This window comes from Acidobacterium capsulatum ATCC 51196, assembly GCF_000022565.1.
GTDB lineage: Bacteria > Acidobacteriota > Terriglobia > Terriglobales > Acidobacteriaceae > Acidobacterium > Acidobacterium capsulatum.
The window spans coordinates 3,900,832-3,920,732 of record NC_012483.1 but is presented as its reverse complement, the minus strand read 5'-3'; the positions used below and the strand labels follow the sequence as shown (position 1 = coordinate 3,920,732).

Here is a 19,901-nt window from a genome sequence, read left to right as displayed (position 1 = left end):
AAACAGAAGGCGAAACCATGAAGCTTCTCGCAGGCAGACCCGCAGGGCAATCCGGGGCCAATTCCCGCTCCGAAGGCACCCCTGTGTCTCCGGAGCAGCCGGTCTTCCGCATCCAGTTGATGCGCAGCCTGCGCCTGCACCGCAAGCTGGCGCTGGGCGTGGCCGCGGGCATTTTTGTGCTCATGATGGCGGCCCACTTCGCCATCCGGCCCACCTACACCGCCACCAGCGTGGTGTATGTGCAACCGTCGCCGCAGCCGGTCATCGGCGGGCAGACCAACAACAACTGGTCTTACGATTCGCTGACCTACGACGCATTTATTCAGCAGCAGGTGCAGGCCGTCACCCGGCCTGACATTCTGGAAGCAGCCATTCGCGCCACCGGCCCCGGCGTCTTTCAGATGCCGAAGGAGAGCGTGCAGTCCGCTGCCGAACGACTGGGCAAAATGCTCACCGTGCAGCGCGAAGGCACCTCTTATCAGGTCTCCATCTCGCTCACCGGCAAAGACAAGGTCAAAGCCGCCAAAATGGTGAACGCCGTCACGACGGCGTATCTGGCCGCGGCCCGCAATGATGAGTTTGCCGGCAGCGCCGAGCGCATCGCCATGCTGCGCGACGAGAGTGACCGCGTGCAAAAGGCACTCAATGCCGACTATGCCGAGCAGGCCGCACTGTCTAAGCAACTCGGCGTCGCCAACGCTACGTCCGGCAACACCGACCCTTACTCCGCGCAGATTGATACGCTGCGTGCCGAGTTGCTCAAGGCCCGCGCCGATCATGACCAGGCAGAGGCCGAACTGAACGCGCTGACCACCGGCGGCCCGCACTCGGCCGCGCTGGCCACGGCCACGCAAAAGATTCTTGCCAACGATCCTGGCCTCTCTGCCATGAAGGGCGCCATGAGCCAGCATCGCAGCCAGCTCATCGCGCAGATGTCGCAGCTCAAGCCGGCGAATCCCGTCTACCAGCAGGATGAATCGGAGCTGAACAAGCTCAATCAGTCTCTCGATCAGATGACGGCGAAGCTGCAGACGCAGGCCGAGCAGCAGGTGGATGCCAAGGTGCGTGCGGATCTTGACCGCACCGGCGCGGTGGACGCGCAACTGACCTCGCAGCTCAATGCGACGACGGCGCTCGCCACCACCTCCACACCGAAGATGCAGCGCGCCAACGAGCTGAATGCCGATATTCTGCGCCTGCAGCAGCGTTACGCCGCCATTGACACGCGTCTGCACAACGTGGAGCTGGATTCTTCTGCTCCCGCCGCCGTGCATCTTTCCTCGGCCGCACAGCCGCCGGTCAGTGCGAACTCCGGCATGCGCCACAAGCTGGTGCTACTGGCGCTGCCCTTTGCGCTCTTCTTTGGACTTTTTTCCGCACTGGGTGCGAACGCGCTGGATCGTCACGTGCATACTCCCGGCGATGTGCAGCACATCCTGGGCTTTGCCCCGCTTGGCGTGCTGCCCGAGGCGACGCACGTGACCCCTGCCGTGGAGCAGGAGTATCTGCTGCGCCTGGCCGCCGGCATTGACCATGCCGCCGCTTCAGCCCACGCCAAGACGTTTGTGGTGACCGGCGTGGGCACCAGCGACCTGGCCCATGCACTCGGCACCACGCTGGCGCGCATTGGCCGCCGCACGCTCACGCTGGATTCGGCTTCGGTGCTCGCACCGTCAGAGGCGCATGCGGCCGAAACCGGTGCGACACCGGAAGGCAGCGTGATCGAGCAGAACCTGCGCCGTCTCTCCGCGGCCAATGAGGTGGTGCTGATTGATGCGCCGCCGCTGCTGCTCTCGGCCGGCACCGAATATCTCGCGCGCTTTACCGACGCGACGCTGCTGGTCTGCGACAGCGGACGCACCGAGCGCTCTGACGTGGCGCGCGCCGCGCAGTTGCTCGACCGCATTCAGGCCCCTGGCGTCGGAGCCATTCTCACCTCCATTCCGCCGCGCACCGCCGATCCTGAATTTCTTGCCGATCTCAAGGCCACGCAAGACCGCCTGCTGAGCACCTCGCGCTCGCCGCGCCGCAGCGAGATGGAATCGGACACATGGCGTTCGCTCAATCCGCATCCGGCCGAAACGCCTCTGCAGGCCGCAGCCAACATTCCGCTGCCCGCCGCCGATCAGCCCGATGCTGAGCGCGTTCCGGCACGCAAGGCCGAACCCATCGCGGCGGCTGGGCGGGAAGACCGCAACGCTCGCCCGGTGCAGGCCGGAACGGTTGCGGATTTGCCTGTCGAACCCGAACCGGCGATCGCAGCACCGGAACAGGAAATGGCTGCGGTTGTGCCGCCGCAGGAGAAGCCCTCGCTGCTCGATCAACTGGTGCGCATGGAGCAGGTGGCACATACACAAACGCCGTCCTACGCAGAAGTCTCAACGCCGGAAGCCGTGCCCGCTGCGCCGCCCGCCTTTGAGCCGGAGATGCATCTGGAAGAAGAGCCGGCGCTCCAGCACTCGGCGCGCAACGAAATCATTGCCGCATGGACACCGCAGACCGAATCCACCTGGATCGGAGCGAGCATGCCCCAGACCGTTGCGGCTGCGATCACTGCGCCGCAGGTGCAGTCGCAGGCCAGCATCACCGCGCCCAGCATCGGCAGCGACAAGATCACGCAGCCGCAGTCCCCTTCGGCCACACCGGTGGATCGCGCCGCCGCGTTTGATGCACTGCTGAACCGCCTGATGGAGTCGGCAGCCAAAGAGAAGCTGGAAGCAGTCACGGCCTCCCGCACCCAGGCCGCAGCCGAGGCTGCCGCCACGTCTGAGCCTGAGGTGCCTGCCGAAACCGTGGCCGCATCCCCCGCCATCTTTGAGGCGGTGGCAGAAGAACCCATTCTTGCCCAGGCGCAAGAGCCCGCGCCTGTAGCGCAGCACCTCGCGCCCAAATCGCGCTGGAATGTCGAGCCGGAGCCGCCTCAAGCGATCGCCCAGCCAGCCGCGCCCGTGGCCGTCACACCGATTGAGATTGCCGTGCCGCGCAAGCAGGCGAGCGTGCTGCCGCCGGAAAAGACCGCGGCCGCAGTTCCCTCGGAGCCGGATGTGGAACCCGCGCAGCGGCCACGCCGCCGCTTTGAAGAGTACGCCTTCCACTGGAACGATCCCGGTACCGGGGATCTGGCAATTCTTCCGCCCCATTCTCCCGGCCAGTACGGCAAAGGAAGCCGCCGCCGGCGCTAAACGTCATGCCTCCGCCTCTGACCTCCGAAGCTTCGCTGTCCGGCTCTGGGCGGCCCATTCGCCATCTGGTGCATGTTGGCTTCTGGGCACCGTCCATGGCCTTTCTGCGCCGCTGTCACGAGGCGGGTATTGAAGTGCATCTGCTGCGTCATGGCAACTGGCCGCAACGCATTCCGCTGCCCAGCAATGCCATCACCACCGATGGGGGCGCACTTCGCTGGGAAGAGATCAATACTCCCGCGGGCATGGAGCGCATCGTCGCCTTCACGCAAAGCGTGCAGGCCGATGCCATCTGCAGCGATGACGAATTCATGCTCTATTGGCTGGCCAGCCATCGCCACCGTTTTGAGCCCCGCTGCACAGTCCTGGCCTCTTCCGCCGAGGCCATCGCACGGCTCATGGAAAAGTCAGAGCAGGTGCAGTTGGCGCGCGAGGCCGGTTTTCAGGTGCTGCCCAGTTGGCTGTTGCACACGCGCGCCGATGCGGACTCCGTGCCCGCAAGCAGCTTTCCGCTCTGCCTGCGCCCCACGCACATGAACTCGGTCACGCCCCCCTTCAAGGCGCATCGCGTGGATTCGCCGGCCGAGCTGCATGCGTTTCTCAGCACGCTCACGTGGACCAGCCCGCTGCTGGCCCAACCCTTTTGCCTTGGTCCTAACCTGGTGCTGCATGGTGTGCGCTCCACCGGCGGCGAAGTGCTCGCGCTCGAGTGCTTTCGCGCCTATCGCAAGTACAAGGGCTACGCGCTCTCGATCGAGCGCATGAATCTGCCGGCGGATCTGCGGCAAGCCGCCGAACGCTTTGCGCATCTGGCCAACCTACACGGACCCTTTCACTTTGATCTGCTGCAATCCGCGGACACCGGAGAGATTTTCTTCCTGGAGGTGAACTACCGCATCGGCGGAACCACCCCGAAGGTGATTCATCTCGGCTACGACGAGCCCATGCTCGCACTTGCAGCGTTTGGACTCGAGCCGCCGCATCGGCCGCCCGCCCTGCGGGCTTCGCGCCGCGTCACCGGCAAGCGTATGCTCGCCGGGCAGATTTACCACACCCTTCGCCACGGTGCGGGCATGTTGGACTTTCCGCAGCACTCCCGCCTGCGCATTATTCTCAGCGGCCTGTGGGAGTTCCTCACCGTGCCGGACGCGATTCTGTCGCGCAAAGACATGCGCGGCAGCCTGTTTTATCTCAGGCGCGGCGGGCGCATGTAGCTTGCCGCCTCAGCGGTGATATTCGATCAGGCCGCGCTGCCGTCCGCGCCGCGCATCGAACCAGAAGCGCACCTGCCCCATAAAAATAGGAATCTGCTGCAGGTGCGAATGCACCGCGTAGAGCGCAAGCGTATACGGCGACCGCGTTTTCCAGCGATACTTCCACGCCGTGCGCGCGACCAGCGCGAGCGCCAGCAGGAGCCACAACGCAAGGGGCCACGCGCTGCGCAGCACCAACGAGAGAGCCAGCGCGGCGAGCGGCGAGAGCATCCAGAACAGCGCCCGTTTCGCCGTGGCTCGCACCGCACCTGCCCAGAGGCCATCGGCAGTGCCGCGAAAGCGCCGCGAAACCTCAGCCGCCGCGTGCCCGGTGCGCTCACCGCGCCGCCAGTATTCGCGCCAGCGCGTCATGGCCAGATCGTGGCCGGTCATGGGATGGTCAATGCGCAGAATCTTCCAGCCCGCCGCACGCAAGCGTCCGCATAGCTCCGGCTCCTCGCCGGCAATCAACGCGGGGTCATAGCCGCCCGCTGCTTCGAGAGCCGCGCGGCGAATGAGCACATCGCCGCCAAAGAAAATGTCTTCGCCCAGCGGAAAGATCCAGTCCAGGTCAAAGACGCGGGTGTAGATGGATTGGTTCGGATGCATTTCGCGGCGATGCCCGCAGACCGCAGCCACCTCGGCGTGCTGCCGCAACTCGGCCAGCGCCGCCGCCGCAAATTCCGGATGCAGCACCGTATCGCCATCGAGAAACAGAATGTATTCGCCGCTGGCCGCGCGCCAGCCCGCGTTGCGCCCGAGCGCGGCGGTGGGCCGCTCCGGCTGCAGCGCAATGACGTGCGCGCCAGCGGCCTCGGCGACCGCGAGGCTGTTGTCCGTCGAGCCGGAGTCGACGTAGATCATCTCGACCGGTCCCGGCCATGCCTGCATTGCGCGCACGGAGTCGAGGCAGCGCCCAAGGCGCGGCCCCTCGTTGCGGCCAATGATGACCACCGAGAGAGTTGCCAAAAGATGGGATGAAGCGCCCGAAGCGCCGGGCAAGGAATCCTGCGAAGACGTCATGCGCACTTCAGCATACTGCCGCTGCCGCAGGACGCGAAGCAAATTCGCACCGGCGCTGCCGGGCTCAGGAATTCCATGCGTGCCGGAGCCGAAATCGCCCGCCGATCGACGCCTTCAGACGCGCCAGATCCGCATAGGTGAACGAGAACCGATTCTGCGCCTGCTTCATGCGCACGCCAAACTCCACCAGCGCCGGCTCTTCCCACGGCACATCCTGCCACGCCGCTTGCAGATATTCATCCGCATTCGGCGCCAGCCATGCGTTGGGGAACAGTGCGACCGTATCCAGCGCGATGCGCTCCTCGGCCACGCGGGGCGCGTTGCCGGTGAGCGCGGCATAGACGGCCGCAACAGGGTTCCGCCCCGGCCCGAGGCGCAGGTGATGCATTTGCGCGGCGCGGGCATTCATCTCAATCAGGCGCGCCGTGCCGGTCTCTTCTTCGATCATGAAATCAAGACCGCAGAAGCCGGAAACTCCCAGCGCCCGCACCATGGCGGCCACGCTGGCCTTCATCTGCGGATGATCGATCATCTTCACCACTGCGGCCGGGCCGCGATCCTCACGCGTCTCCAGTACTTCGACGCAAACTACCGCCAGCAGTTCTCCGCGCCAGCAGGCCGCGCTTGCGGTGGCAATTTTGCCCTTCACAAAGCGCTGCAGGTGCATGGCGCTGCGATTTTGCCGCACGAAGCGAGGCACGAGGTTTGTGTCCTTGTCGAGCAGCGCGCGTTTGACGATGCGTGCGACCGACGGCGGAGCGCTCATGCGCGGGAACGCCGCCTGCGCCTCTGCCACAGAAGAAACCATGCGCACGCCGGTGCCGCCGGCCGTCTGGTCGCTCTTGAGCACTGCAGGCAGGCCCATCTGCTCCATCGCGGCGGGCAACGCGTCGATGCTGCTCAGCTCTACTGAATCCGCCACCGCAACGCCGGCGCGTTTGGCTGTCGCAATCACTGCGGTGCGGTTTGTGAACACTTCGTAGTGCGCCGAGTCTCCCAGAGATTTCTCGATCAGCTCGTGCCATTCCGCATCGTGACGGCTGGCGCGCAGCGTATTCAGATAAGTGCGGGCCAGGTCATCACAGGGAATCACCAGATCGGGCCGGGCCGCGGCCAGAGCCTCACGCAATGAGGTCAACGGACGGCTGCCACGATAACGATGCACGCGCCGCACGCCGCGCACCTTGCGCACCGGATGCACGGCCGGCGCCACGGCTTCGACGCGCGCCCCCATCTGCAGCCATGACAACGCCAGGCGGGCTGAACCAAATCCAGGATTCGTATTGACCAGAAGAATGAGAGGTTCCATCGGCAGATTTCTTTCTTTTCTGAGCCGCGCTGGCCTGGGGGGTAGCCGCGTGACGGTCTCGTAGACTTCGATTTCAAAATCAGTGTAAGTTGCAGTTAGAGCAGTCTGCATCCCCCGCCTGCTGCACACTCCATCCCCCAAATGGACTATTCGCGCGTCCCGCGCACCGGGCCGTGCCTGGCGAGGTCTGCCAGCAAGGGAAACTGATGCAGAAACCAATTCCTGTTGTCATTGCCGGAGCAGGCCCTTATGGGCTCTCGCTCTCAGCGCACCTCGCCGGACGCGGCGTGCCCCACCGCATCTTTGGCGCGCCCATGGACTCGTGGCGGAACCACATGCCCACGGGCATGCTGCTCAAGTCCGACGGCTTTGCGTCCAATCTCTCTGACCCACGCGGCGAATATCCGCTGAGCCGCTTCTGCGCCGAGCGCGGCCTGCCCTATGACGACACCAGAATCCCCGTCTCGCTCGAAGTCTTCTCCGCCTATGGCGTCGCCTTTCAACAGCGCTTTGTGCCGCATCTGGAAGACCGGCAGATCGTCCACGTCGAGCGCGCGGCGCATGGCTTTCGCATCCGCCTGCAGGATGGCGAAGAGCTTCTCGCCTCGCGCCTGGTCGCCGCCTGCGGCATTACGCATTTTGCCCGCGTTCCCGGCGAACTGGCTCATCTCTCCGGGGCCCGGCTGAGCACCGGCTTTGCTGCCGGCCCCGTCGAGCAATACCGGGGACGCAACGTCACTGTGATTGGCGCGGGAGCCTCGGCCATTGATCTGGCCGTACTGCTGCATGAGCAGGGCACGCAGGTGACGCTGCTCGCCCGCGGGCACGAGCTGCACTTTCACGCTCCCCCACCGCCCAACGGACGCCCCCTGTGCGCGCGGCTGCGGCATCCCAGCTCGGGCCTCGGCCCCGGCCTGCGCTCGCGCCTCTATTGCGATGCGCCGCAGCTCTTTCATGCATTGCCCCGCGCCATCCGCCTGCGCATCGTGAACCGGCATCTGCGCGCCTCTGCCGGATGGCCCATGCGCGAGCGCATCGAGGGCCGCGTGCCCATGCTGCTGGGCCACACAGTCGAAGCCGCCACTGAATCGGTCAACGGCGTCTGCCTCGAACTGCGTGCCGCCGATGGCGCGCGCCGCGAGCACCACACCGAATTCGTAATCACCGCGACCGGCTTTCAGGTGGAGGTCGAGCGGCTCGCCTTTCTTGACGCGGCCCTGCGCGCGCAGATTCGCACCGAAGCAGCCGCACCCGCGCTCTCCGCGGACTTCGAGTCCTCGGTGCAAGGCTTGTACTTCACCGGCCCGGCCGCCGCGACGAGCTTCGGCCCGGTCTTCCGTTTCGTCTATGGCTCGGCCTTTGCCGCGCGGCGTCTGGCAAAGCATCTTGCACAGCAGACCGGGAGCGCGCGCACGGTTCCCTCGGCCTCAGCCGTACCCGTATCGCCACACCCGATTGCGCCCGGCGAGAGCGGCCAGTAGACTGGCCACAGCGGCTCGTGCAGCGCGCGGCCCGCTGTGTGCGGAAGTGGCGAAATTGGCAGACGCACCAGACTTAGGATCTGGCGGGGCAACCCGTGGGGGTTCAAGTCCCCCCTTCCGCACCACATCTTCTTCCGGCTCCTGTAACCTGAATGCATCATGAGCCATCCACAACAGCCAAACGTCCACGTCGAGCAATCCCCCGATTTCCGCGAAGGCTACGCCAACAGTGTGCAGATTCGCGTCAGCGTCTGGGACTTCTATCTGGCCTTTGGCATCGCCCAGCAGGAGACCGCCGAGCGCGTGGACTTCAAGATCACGCAGGGCATCTACCTCAGCCCGCAGCAGGCCAAGGCGCTCTGGAACATCCTCGGGCAGAACCTCGCCAGCTACGAGCAGACCTTCGGCAAAATCGCGCTGGAGCCACAGGGCGGCGGCATGCCTGGTCCGGTGCCGGTTCCGGGTTCAGGACCGGTCCACTAGCTCGTGGCCGCGACGCCATCCAGGGCAGTTCCCCATTCGCCGTTCGCCAGCGCGCTTCGCGCCCTGCTCATCGCGCTGGGCGCATGGGCCGTGGTGTGGGCGGCGCATTATCCGCTGCTGCATCTGCCCTACTTCTGGGACGAGGCCGGATACTACATTCCGGCTGCGTATGATTTCTTCCGCAGCGGCGCGCTGATTCCCTACTCCACGCTCAGCAACGCGCACCCGCCACTGCCCTCGATTGTGCTGGCGGCGGCGTGGAAGCTCTTCGGCTTTCACCCTTTTGTGACGCGCACTACGGCGTGCCTCGCGGGCGCGCTGTCGCTGGTGGCTGTGTGGCGGCTGGCGCTCGCCGTGGGATGCCGCCAGTCCGTTGCGCTGGCCACGGCGCTGCTGACGGGGCTTTATCCGGTCTTCTTTGCGCAAAGCTCGCTGGCGCATGCGGACATCTTTGCCGCGCCCTTCACGCTGTGGGCGCTGGTCTATTACGTTGAGAGCCGCCACGGGTACTTTGAGAGCCGCAATGCGAAGAATGCGAAGCGCCTCTGGCCGGCCGTGCTCTGCTTTGCCCTCGCCGCTCTTGCCAAGGAGACCTCGATTGCCACACCCGCCGCTCTGGCCGCCTGGGAGCTGTGGCAGCTCTGGCGCTCGCGGGCCAGCGCGCCAGAACGCCGGGCGCATTTGCGTTCGGGACTGCTTCTGCTGGTGCCCGCTCTGCCGCTGGCCGGCTGGTATGCCTATCACCACGCCATGACGGGCTATACCTTCGGCAATCCGCAGTTTCTGCGCTACAACGCCACCAGCACGCTCTCACCCGAGCGTTTTGCCATTGCGCTCTTCCATCGCATGCTGCAGATCACGCTGCACATGAATCTCTTTGTGCCGTTTCTGCTGATGCTGGCGAGCCTGTTTCTGCCTGCGGTCAAAGACGAACACAGCGGCAGCCGGCCGCGCATTGCCTGGAGCGATCAGGCGATCTTTTATGTGGTGATCGCGGCGAATGTGGTCTTCTTCTCGCTCTTTGGCGGAGCGCTGCTCACGCGCTACCTGCTGCCGGTGTATCCGCTGGTGATTCTGCTCTGCGTCAACACCTTCTGGCGGCGCATGCGCCACTGGGAGTATGCCGTGGCCTTCTCGGCGATTGCGTTTGCGGTGGGCCTGTTTGTGAATCCGCCGTATCAGTTTGCGCCGGAAGACAATCTGGAATATGCGGCGTTTGTGCGCCTGCAGCAGAATGCCATCGCTCAGATCGAGGCGCACTACGCTACCGCCAACGTGCTCACGGCCTGGCCCGCGAGCGATGAGCTGCGCAAGCCGGAGCTGGGCTACGTGCGGCAGCCCGTCGCCGTCACTCCCATTGAGGATTTTGCCGCCGGGCAGATTGCCCGCGCCGCTCAGGAAGAAGGCCAGTACGATGTTGCGCTGGTCTTCTCGACCAAGTACGATCCACCGCACCTGGCCCTGCGCCTCGGCCCGTGGAACACGGCGATCAACAAGCGCTACTTCGACTTTCACCGCGATCTGGACCCCGAAACCATTGCCCGCATTCTGCACGGCAAAATCGAATGGCAGCAGCAGAGCAAGGGCCTGTGGGCGGCGGTGATCAGCTTCAATCACCCGGAATGGGCGCGGCTGCGTCTTCCCGGGACGGGCCTCGATACGCCCTCGGGAGACAACCCAGCGGGAACTTTGCCACGCGGCTCTCTATAATCAACCTGTCGTGAGCCTGAAAAAGTTTTCTCTGCTGCTGCTCTGCCTTTGCCTGAGCCTTTCTGCCCTGAGCGCCCGCGCGCAGGACACGCTCGGCAACTCCGTCCGCCCGTCTCCAGCCAGCGGCGACGCGGCCATGCATGGCCGCCTGGTGCTGCTGCTGCCCTTTGAGAACCGCAGCAACGACGCGACCGTGGACTGGATCGGTACGGCCTTCCCTGACATCTTCAGCCGCCGCCTCGCTGGAGCCGACTATCTGCCGCTTGGCCGCGAAGACCGTCTTTATGCCTTTGACCATCTTGGGCTGCCCGGAAACCTGGTGCCCTCACGCGCGCTGACCATTCGCATTGCGCAACTGGTCGATGCCGACTACGTGATTGTGGGCAGCTACAAGGTGGAGGGCAACCGCATCACGGCGCAGGCACAGATTCTCGACATGGCCGCGCTCACCCTCACCAAGCCAATTGAGGTGAACGCCGCGCTGCCTGACCTGCTCAACGCGATCAACAGCCTCGCCTGGCGCGTGGTGCGCAAAATGGACCCCCACTATGCCGTGGCCGAGCAGACCTTTCTAGCTGCCGATGGCAAGCTGCCTCCGGCAGCCTATGAGAGCTACATTCGCGGCCTGATTGCGCCCGCGCTGACCGACCAGATCACCGATCTCAAGGAGTCCATCCGCATCGCTCCTGATTTCTTTCCTGCGTGGATGCAGCTTGGGCTCGCCTATTTTGCCGACCAGGACTACCAGCTCTGCGCCGCTACGCTTGGCCATCTGCCACGCTATTATTCCCGCGCTACGGAAGCGGACTTTTATCGCGGACTATCCTTCTTCTACCTCGGCGACTATGCGCAGGCCGAGAATGCGTTTGCCTTTGTCTCAGAGTCGATGCCGCTGCCCGAGGTGCTCAACAACGAGGGCGTCGCGGCCAGCCGCCGAGGGCAGCCGGCGGCGGACTTCTTCCGCAAAGCCATCGCCGCCGACCCCAAAAATGAGAACTATCACTTCAACCTCGGCGTGACGCTCGAGCGCCAGCATGACGTGAAGGGCGCGATTGCCGAACTGCAGACGGCGCTCAAGCTCAACCCCAACGACACGGACGCGCAGAGCTTTCTTGAGACGCTGCAGACGCCGCCTGCCGCCAATCCTGACCCGGGCCAGGCCATTGCCGACACGGACACGCCGCTTGAGCGCATCCAGCGCCACTATGACGGCGCCAGCGTGCGCCAGGCCGCCTTTGAGCTGGAGCAGATGCAGGAGATGCGCCTCGCCACCATGCCGGCGCCGCAGCGCGCCACGGCGCTGGTCAAGGATGGCGACCAGTTCCTCGACCGCGGTCTGATTCTCGAAGCCGAGCGCGAATACCACGCGGCCCTCACTGCGGACAGCCACTCCGCCATGGCCCACGCGGGCCTTGCCGAGGTGCGTGAGCGCTCCGGCGATGACAAGGCTGCCAAGCGGGAAGCAAAGGACTCGCTCGCCCTTGAGCCCAATGCCGAGGCGCACCTGGTGCTGGCGCGGCTCGACATGGCCCAGAAGAATAACAGCGGAGCAAAGTCAGAGGTGGCTGCCGCCCTGAAGCTTGACCCCGGCAACGCGGCGGCGCATAGTCTGAACGACGCCCTCAACCAGCTCGAAACCAACAAGGCCGGAGCCAGCAAGCCATGACCTTTCCACGAGAACGCCGATTCCGATTGCTGCTTGCGCTCTGGTTTCTGGCCTTCTCGTGTCTCGCCCTCGGCGCGCAATCCAAAGCGCCGCAGGTCTACGTGCTGCATCTGGATGACACCATCCAGCCCATCAGCGCGGACTATCTCGCGCGCGGCATTCATGAAGCCAGCCGCGCCCACGCCGAGGCGCTGCTCGTCGAAATGAACACGCCGGGCGGTCTGCTCGCCTCCACACGCGTGATGGTGCATGACATTCTGTCGAGTCCCGTGCCGGTCATCTTCTACATCGCGCCCACGGGCAGCCGTGCCGGTTCGGCGGGATTCTTCCTGCTCGAAGCCGCCGACGTCGCCGCCATGGCTCCGGGCACCGAGGCCGGAGCTTCGCACCCCATTCTCGAAGGGCGGTCGATGGGCGCGACGCTCAAGGAAAAAATCACCAATGACGCGATGGCCTTCCTGCGCTCCTACGTAGCGCCGCGCGGCCGCAATGTGGACGCCGCCCAGGAGGCCGTGCTCCACTCGAAGTCCTACACGCCGCAGGAAGCGCTCAGCCTGCACCTGATCGACCTCATCGAGCCCAGCACACCCGCGCTGCTGGAGGCACTGAACGGCCGCGCCATCACCCGCTTCAACGGACAGCAGGTGGTGCTGCACACCGCCGGAGCGCAACTGGTGGACGTCACGCCCAGCTTTCGCGAGAGAGTCTTTGACCCGCTCATGGACCCCAACGTCGCCGTGCTGATTCTGATCACCGGCGCTCTGCTCATCTATCTCGAATTTCACATTCCCGGCACCATCGTGCCCGGCGCTCTGGGAACGCTGCTCGTGGTCATCGCTCTCTTTGCCCTCAACATGCTGCCGGTGCATGATGCCTCGTGGCTGCTGATTCTCGCGGCCTTTGTGCTCATCCTGCTCGAGGCCAAATTCCCCAGCCACGGCATTCTTGCCGGCCTTGGAACGGTGCTGCTCGTGGTGGGCCTGCTGACCCTCGTCAACGGCCCCATTCCGCAGCTTCGCGTGCAACTGGCCACCGCCCTCGCCGCGGGACTCGGCTTCGGCATCATCACCACCATCCTCGTGCGAGCCGCGTGGCGGGCGCGCCACAACAAGATCATGACCGGCCCCGCCGCCATGCTGGGCGCCATCGGCATTGCACAGGAGGAGCTTGCCCCGCGCGGGCAGGTCCTCGTTCGCGGCGAACTCTGGTTTGCCGAGGCCGCCGAGCCCATCCCTGCCGGAGCGCACGTCAAAGTGACCGGCCTGCGCGGCCTCACTCTGCAGGTGGAGAGCCTCTCGGAAGCCACCGCCACCTGAGGCCCGTCACGCCAGCCCGTAGCGGCGTGCGATACAATCGCTCCCGTCCGCAGAACTCAGCCCACGGCTCTCCACCTCTTCAGAACGGAGCATTATGATCGGCATTCCTCTTCTGGTTCTCATCGTCGTCGTTGTGGTGTATCTCTTCTCATGCATCAACATCCTGCGCGAATACGAACGCGGCGTCATCTTCCGCCTGGGCCGCGCGCTGCCGCAGCCCAAGGGCCCGGGGCTGATCTTTGTGCTGCGCCCCTTTGACCAGATTGTGCGCGTGTCGCTGCGCCAGGACGTGCTCGAAGTGCCCCCGCAGGACGTGATCACCCGCGACAACGTCACCATCAAGGTCAACGCCGTCATCACCCTGCGCGTGCTTGACCCCGCGCGCGCCGTGATCGAGGTGGCCAACTACGTCTACCAGACCTCGCAGTTTGCCCAGACCACGCTGCGCTCGGTGCTCGGCGAGGTGGAGCTCGACGACCTGCTGGCCCATCGCGAACAACTCAACCAGCGCATTCAGGCCATCATTGACGAGCGCACCGAGCCCTGGGGCGTGAAGGTGGTCAGCGTCGAGGTCAAGCAGGTGGACCTGCCCGACACCATGCTGCGCGCCATGGCCAAACAGGCCGAGGCCGAGCGCGAGAAGCGCTCCAAGATCATCAATGCCGAGGGCGAATACGCCGCCGCGCAACGCCTCGTCGAGGCAGCCGCCATGCTCGCCGAGCAGCCCATCACCCTGCAACTGCGCTATTTGCAGACGCTGACCGACATTGGCGCGGAAAAGAACACCACCATCGTCTTTCCGCTGCCCATGGAACTGGTCTCATTGCTCAACAAGTTTCAGTCCGCATTCAGCAAGGACAACCCGGCACCCCCTGCCGCATAATCTAAAGAGATGATGCGCGAAGCTTTTGACGACGACGATCTGGAAAAGAAGGACACCGAAATCACCCTCGGGCTGCCCTCGCTGCTGGGTATTTTCTTCGGGCTGGTGCTGATCTGCGGCATCTTCTTCGGCTTTGGCTATACGCTGGGCCGGGGCAGCTCGCACTCGAATAACGCGACGAATCCGTCGGCCTCGACGCCTGCCACCTCTTCTGACTCCGGCCTTGCGCCCAGTGGCGGCGCGGCCAAGCCCTCGGCGCAGCAGAGCCTGCCGCCGGCCACCACCGCAACCAACGGCACCACTGCCCCCGGAACCAGCGCGACCGTGACCCCGGCGGTCGCCTCCACCACGCCCGGCCAGCAGCCCGGCACGGTGCTTGCCGCCACGGCCAACACGGCGAACCCGGCTCCGGCGGTGAAGACGGTCGCCGCGCCCGCCGCTGCCCCGGTCTTGCAACCCAGCCCGGCAGCCCGCCCGGCCACGCCCGCCGAGATCTACATGGTGCAGGTGGCCGCCGTGCAAAACCCCGCCGATGCCGCCGTGCTGATGAGCGCGCTGCGCCAGCATGGCTACCACGTGATGGAACGCCGCCTTCCGCAGGACAGCCTCACCCACGTGCAGATTGGCCCCTTCAACAGCCGCGCCGCCGCCAACCAGATGCGCCAGCGCCTGCAGTCCGACGGTTATAACGCCATCCTGAAGCCGTAGGCGGGGCGACTTTCGCAGACTTTTCGGCGTGGGATTGGGCGCGCTTAAGAAATGTGAATGAAGATTCGCATTTTTTCGCGAAAGAGAGCGATTGCGGGCTCCTTGAGGCGAGGTAAGATGTTTATTTTCTGATGGATACAAGACAGACACCCGGAATGTGAATTACAATTCACATTCCGGGTGTCTTTTTTATGGGCGCTGAGACGGAGGGCGCGGGTTTTCGCCCTATCTAGTTGATTACGTGCTGGTTAGGTAGGCCTTACCGGCTCAGCCGAAAATGTGAATTCGGATTCACATTTGTTGCGGATTTTTGAGGGTGAAGTGGGCTTTCCGGTCGGGGGAGTGGGGTGGCGGTGAGATTGGCTCGGTTGGGAATTGGACGGTCTGGAGGGCGGAGAGCCGGAGATTTTCCCCTTCTTCCATGGTAACGAATGGGGTGTTTATTTCCGGCAGGGATGGAGGAGGGATTGTCCCGAACCCGCGGCATAGCCCTTTACACCTTCGCGCTCGCTCTCGCTCGAGCGAGGAGTGTAAAGCATGTCTCGAACCACAATGGAAAGACTGTCACGAAGCTGAACAAAAGAGGCTTGTGTGGCCATCCGGCCAAAATAGTGGAACGGGGTTCTTCCCCACTGCAACTTCCAGCTCAAAGGCTCGTCTGAACACGCGATGAGTATTCGCCGCGTGTTACTGCTCTCTGCCACCTCTGCAGGTCTTTTCTTCCCCATCTTGCTTTCCGGCTGCGGCACGGGAGCAGGTGCCGTTCAACTCAGTTCCCAGACCTTTGACTTCGGGCAGACTGCGCTCCACACCAGCGTGGAGCGCACCGTGGTCACCGTCACCAATTCCAGCTCTTCCAGCACATCGGTCGATCTGTCACTCTCGGGCGACAGCAGCTTCTCACTGGCCTCCAGTTATTCTTGCGGAGGCACGCTCGCCGCCAAATCCTCCTGCGCAGTTGTCATCACCTACTCTCCGCAGCAGGACGGCGCAGAGGCGGCCGTGCTCCAGATCACCCAGCAGGCGCAAGCGCCCCAGACCGTCAACCTCACCGGCACGGGCGTCGCACTCTCTGCCGGCCAAGGCATCGTGACCGCGACCAACAACCCGCTGGTCGCGCTCTATACCTTTGCGCCCACCGGCCAGGGCAACGTCGCTGTACAATTTGGCACTACCACCGGCTATGGCTTTGAGACTGCCTCCTACGCAACACCCACGAACGGCGATCCGGTCTCAATTTACGTCGCAGGCATGAAGGCTAATACGCTCTACCACATGAGCGCGACCCTCACCCTGAACGACGGCACCACATATCAGGACTCTGACCACACCTTCACTACATCTAACTTCCCTGCCGCCATTCTCCCCACCATCACGACCACCACTGCCAGCGGCCAGACGCCACAGCCCGGCGTTGAACTGATGAGCGCCAGCAACAGTTCCATCACCGGTTATCTTGAGGCCTACGCCACCGACCTTCAGGGCAATATCATCTGGGGATACAACTACGGCGACCGCAACAACGGCAGCGACTTCCCCACCATCGTGCAACCCGTCAAGCAGATGACCAACGGCGACTACATCGTCGTACTCTCCTATGCCTCACAATTCCTGCTCGACAGCAACGACGACGTGGTCACGCCCCCCGCTGGTACCGTCGATCTAGTCCGCGAGATTGACCTCGCAGGCAACGTCGTCAAGCAAATTACCATGGCGCAGCTTAACTCAGAGCTGGCTGCGGCGGGCTACAATCTCACGCTTGACGATTTCCACCACGACGTACTCGTTCTGCCTAACGGCCACTGGATCGTGCTGGCGAACACCATCCAACAAGAGACCGGCCTCACCGGTTATAGTGGCACGGTCAATGTGCTCGGCGATGTGCTCGTCGATCTCGACACGAACCTCAAGCCTGTCTGGGTGTGGAACGAGTTTGACCACCTCGACCTCAACCGGCACCCGATGAGCTTCCCTGACTGGACGCATACCAATGCCGTGCTCTACTCGCCCAGCGATGGCGATCTGGTCATATCCATTCGCCACCAGAACTGGATCCTCAAGATCGACTATGACAATGGCAATGGCGCGGGCGACATCGTCTGGCATCTGGGCGAAGGCGGGGACTTCACGCTTCAGAACGGCTCAGACCCGATCGACTGGTTTTATGCGCAGCACAACCCCTCGTTCACGACAACGAACACCGACGGCGCCTTCGGCATCGTCATGATGGACAACGGAGACGACCGCATCGATGCCAGCGGAAATCTCTGCGGCACCTCAACCTTCTCCTGCTACACGACCGTTCCGATTTTCACCGTCAGCGAAAGCGGCAAAACCGCTACGCTCACCTTCCGCGATACTATCCCTGCCGCCGACTACAACAGTTGGGGAGGAAATGCCGAGGTGCTTGCCAACGGTGATATGGAGTTTGATCTGTGTGATGAACCGGCGGCCTCCAACGGAGACTATACCTCGGCCGTCGAGGAAATCAAGACAGGCAACAGCTCGCAGACTGTGTGGACGCTGCAGGAAACCGGCGCTAACCTCTATCGAGCCAAGCGCATCCCCAGCCTCTACCCCGGCGTGCAGTGGTAGCAGGCTCCAGCCGGCGGCATTTCTACCTGGTGCATCCCCCGCAAGGGCGCTGAAGGCGCGTGTGCCTGGAGGGCCAGTCCCTAACCGCGCATCCACTCGGGCAGGCCGGAGGCGATGGCGGTGCGGACGGCGGCCATGAGGGCGTCGCGGTCAGGGTAGTGGGAGGGTTCGAGAGGGGCGTGGAAGGTGATGTGCGCGCGGCCGCGACGGATGGCGAGGCTGCCCTTGCGCATCATGGTTTCGGTGCCGTGGATGGAGACGGGGATGATGGGCTGCTTCGACTCCATGGCGAGGTAGAAGGGACCTTTTTTGAAGGGCAGCATGCGGCCGTCGGGCGAGCGGGTGCCCTCGACAAACGAGACCACGCTGACGCCCGAGTCCATGACCTGCTGCGCGCGGCGTACGCTGGCCCGCGCCGCCTCCACATCGCCGCGCCGGTCGACCGGAATGAAGCCGGCCAGCCCCATGCAGTAGCCGAGGATGGGGATTTTCATGAGCGGCCGCTTGATGAAGACGGCGATGCGCACCGGAATCTCGGGCAGCAGCATGAGCGGATCAAGATTGGACAGGTGATTGGAGAGGAAGAGGTATTGCCCGCCCGGCTCGACGTGCTCCAGGCCGTGGAGCGTGGGCCTGAGCCCCATGACGCGCAGGCCCAGCCGCGTGATGCCCATGCCCCAGGCGTACATGAGCGAGATGTCGCCGGTGAGCAGCACAACCGGCACGCAGACCAGCGCCGCCGGAAAGCCCAGCACGATGTAGATCACAACCAGGGCGAGGGAGGTGAGCATGGGCGTCAGCCGCGCGGCTCCTGCATGGGCGCGGCCCCGTGTGTGGCGTGGTCTTGCGAGGGCTGATTCTCGACGCGCTCCTGGAGAGCGTGCGGCAGTTTTTCATAGATGCCGTCAAAGCCACCATTCGACAGAATCGCCACCACATCACCGGGCCGTGCCTCGGCCGCGATGCGCGCCACAATGCCGGCGACGCCGGGAATGAGATGCGCGGGCTTGCCCTGCTGCTCAAGGGCCGCGATGACGCGCTCGGGCTGCAGGCGCTCGGCCTCGGGCACGGCTTCGCTCTTGAAGACCTGCGCCATGACAATTTGATCGGCGAGCGCGAGGCTCTCGACCAGTTCGTGCTCAAAGACGTTGCGGCGCAGGGTGTTCGAGCGCGGCTCCAGCACCGCCCACAGACGCGCCCCGGGGTAGGCTCCGCGCAGTGCCCGCAGCGTCTCGCGAATGGCCGTGGGATGGTGCGCGAAGTCGTCGATGATGGTCACGCCGTGGACCTGCGCGCGCACCTCAAGGCGGCGCTTGACGCTGCGGAAGCTGGCGAGCGCCTCGGTGATAGCCGCGAGCGGAACTCCCTGCCCCACGGCCAGAGCCGCTGCCGCCGTGGCGTTGAAGGCGTTGTGTTCGCCGGCAAGCTGCATGCGGAACTCCGCCCAGGGCGCGCCGTAGCGCAGCACCTTCCACTGCATGATGCCGCCCTGCTGGACGAGATCGACCACCTGCCATGCGGAATCGGGCCGCGCACCGTAGAACTCGACCGGACAGAGCGCCTTCTGCACGCAGTCACGCAGATGCGGCGAGGCGTCAAAGGCGACGATGCGTCCGCGCCGGGGAACGAGATTGACGAGGCGGCGAAAGGCAGTCTTCACGGCATCAAGATCGAGATAGATGTCGGCGTGGTCAAACTCAACATGCGTGAGAATCAGCGCGTCAGGAAAGTAGTGCATGAACTTCGGCCCTTTATCAAAGAAGGCCGTGTCGTATTCATCGCCCTCAATGATGAAAGCCTTGCCGGGCTTGTATTGAAAGCTGGTGCCGAAGTTCTCTGCGACGCCGCCAATCAGAAACGATGGCGTGAACCCGGCATGGCGCCGCGAGGCGACCTCGTAGATCCAGGCCAGCATGCTGGTCGTGGTGGTTTTGCCGTGCGTGCCGGAGACGACGAGCGATTCGCGCCCGGCGAGGAATTCATCATGAATGACCTGCGCCATGGAGGTGAACGGCAGCTTGCGGTCAAGCACGTGCTCCAGTTCAGCGTTGCCGCGCGAGATGGCGTTGCCGATGATGGTGAGATCGGGCGCGGGCTGCAGGTTGGCCTCGGCAAAAGGCTCGGCAATGGGAATGCCAAGGCTCGCGAGCAGGTTGGACATGGGCGGATAGGCCGCCTGATCGGAGCCGGTGATGCGGTGGCCCTTTTGCTGGAGGAGTCCGGCGAGCGAGGCCATGGCCGTGCCGCAGATGCCGATGAGATGAATGTGCTTGTTGGCCTGCATGTGTGACA

Annotated in this window: 14 protein-coding genes and 1 tRNA gene; 11 read left to right on the top strand and 4 right to left on the bottom strand. The window is 64.3% G+C overall.

Annotation, left to right across the window (positions count from 1 at the left end; all coding sequences use genetic code 11):
- Window positions 1–17: 17 nt before the first annotated feature.
- Together ACP_RS16140 and ACP_RS16135 are read left to right on the top strand one after the other, a co-directional pair.
- Complete coding sequence (locus ACP_RS16140) at window positions 18–3,182, top strand: chain length determinant protein (protein ID WP_015898407.1); 3,165 nt, start codon at window positions 18–20, stop codon at window positions 3,180–3,182.
- 5 nt (window positions 3,183–3,187) lie between these two features.
- Window positions 3,188–4,396: an ATP-grasp domain-containing protein gene (locus tag ACP_RS16135; RefSeq protein WP_041839686.1), complete on the top strand. Its 1,209-nt coding sequence runs from the start codon at window positions 3,188–3,190 to the stop codon at window positions 4,394–4,396.
- A gap of 9 nt (window positions 4,397–4,405) precedes the next feature.
- Here ACP_RS16135 and ACP_RS16130 read toward each other — a convergent pair whose 3' ends face one another.
- Both ACP_RS16130 and ACP_RS16125 read right to left on the bottom strand, forming a co-directional pair.
- The gene (locus ACP_RS16130) at window positions 4,406–5,404 is read right to left on the bottom strand and encodes a glycosyltransferase family A protein (RefSeq protein ID WP_041840427.1); all 999 of its coding nucleotides are present in this window, start codon (window positions 5,402–5,404) and stop codon (window positions 4,406–4,408) included.
- Between the two features lie 118 nt (window positions 5,405–5,522).
- Window positions 5,523–6,767: an ATP-binding protein gene (locus tag ACP_RS16125; RefSeq protein ID WP_041839685.1), complete on the bottom strand. Its 1,245-nt coding sequence runs from the start codon at window positions 6,765–6,767 to the stop codon at window positions 5,523–5,525.
- 206 nt (window positions 6,768–6,973) lie between these two features.
- On the opposite strand from ACP_RS16125, the gene ACP_RS16120 reads away from it, so the two are divergent.
- From ACP_RS16120 to ACP_RS16080, 9 genes are all read left to right on the top strand, one after another.
- On the top strand, window positions 6,974–8,248 hold the full coding sequence (locus tag ACP_RS16120) for an NAD(P)-binding domain-containing protein (protein ID WP_015898403.1): 1,275 nt from the start codon (window positions 6,974–6,976) through the stop codon (window positions 8,246–8,248).
- A gap of 40 nt (window positions 8,249–8,288) precedes the next feature.
- A tRNA-Leu gene (locus ACP_RS16115) sits at window positions 8,289–8,373 on the top strand.
- A gap of 34 nt (window positions 8,374–8,407) precedes the next feature.
- Window positions 8,408–8,731 carry a DUF3467 domain-containing protein gene (locus ACP_RS16110; protein WP_015898402.1) on the top strand — a complete coding sequence of 108 codons (324 nt, stop codon included), beginning with the start codon at window positions 8,408–8,410 and terminating at the stop codon, window positions 8,729–8,731.
- Window positions 8,732–8,734: 3 nt separating this feature from the next.
- Window positions 8,735–10,441: a glycosyltransferase family 39 protein gene (locus ACP_RS16105; protein WP_015898401.1), complete on the top strand. Its 1,707-nt coding sequence runs from the start codon at window positions 8,735–8,737 to the stop codon at window positions 10,439–10,441.
- A gap of 10 nt (window positions 10,442–10,451) precedes the next feature.
- On the top strand, window positions 10,452–12,107 hold the full coding sequence (locus ACP_RS16100) for a tetratricopeptide repeat protein (protein ID WP_015898400.1): 1,656 nt from the start codon (window positions 10,452–10,454) through the stop codon (window positions 12,105–12,107).
- Window positions 12,104–13,423 (top strand): NfeD family protein, encoded by a 1,320-nt coding sequence (locus ACP_RS16095; RefSeq protein WP_015898399.1) that lies wholly within the window; start codon window positions 12,104–12,106, stop codon window positions 13,421–13,423. The genes ACP_RS16100 and ACP_RS16095 overlap by 4 nt, the downstream gene beginning before the upstream one ends.
- Window positions 13,424–13,517: 94 nt before the next feature.
- Window positions 13,518–14,306, top strand: coding sequence for a slipin family protein (locus tag ACP_RS16090; RefSeq protein ID WP_015898398.1), 789 nt, complete (start codon window positions 13,518–13,520; stop codon window positions 14,304–14,306).
- Between the two features lie 9 nt (window positions 14,307–14,315).
- A complete protein-coding gene (locus ACP_RS16085; protein WP_041839684.1) occupies window positions 14,316–15,014 on the top strand; it encodes an SPOR domain-containing protein in 699 nt (232 codons plus the stop codon).
- A gap of 669 nt (window positions 15,015–15,683) precedes the next feature.
- A complete protein-coding gene (locus ACP_RS16080) occupies window positions 15,684–17,609 on the top strand; it encodes an aryl-sulfate sulfotransferase (RefSeq protein WP_041839683.1) in 1,926 nt (641 codons plus the stop codon).
- Window positions 17,610–17,689: 80 nt separating this feature from the next.
- Here ACP_RS16080 and ACP_RS16075 read toward each other — a convergent pair whose 3' ends face one another.
- Together ACP_RS16075 and mpl are read right to left on the bottom strand one after the other, a co-directional pair.
- Window positions 17,690–18,400, bottom strand: coding sequence for a lysophospholipid acyltransferase family protein (locus tag ACP_RS16075; RefSeq protein WP_015898395.1), 711 nt, complete (start codon window positions 18,398–18,400; stop codon window positions 17,690–17,692).
- A 5-nt stretch (window positions 18,401–18,405) separates the two neighbouring features.
- Window positions 18,406–19,893 (bottom strand): UDP-N-acetylmuramate:L-alanyl-gamma-D-glutamyl-meso-diaminopimelate ligase, encoded by a 1,488-nt coding sequence (gene mpl, locus ACP_RS16070; protein ID WP_015898394.1) that lies wholly within the window; start codon window positions 19,891–19,893, stop codon window positions 18,406–18,408.
- Window positions 19,894–19,901: the final 8 nt, after the last annotated feature.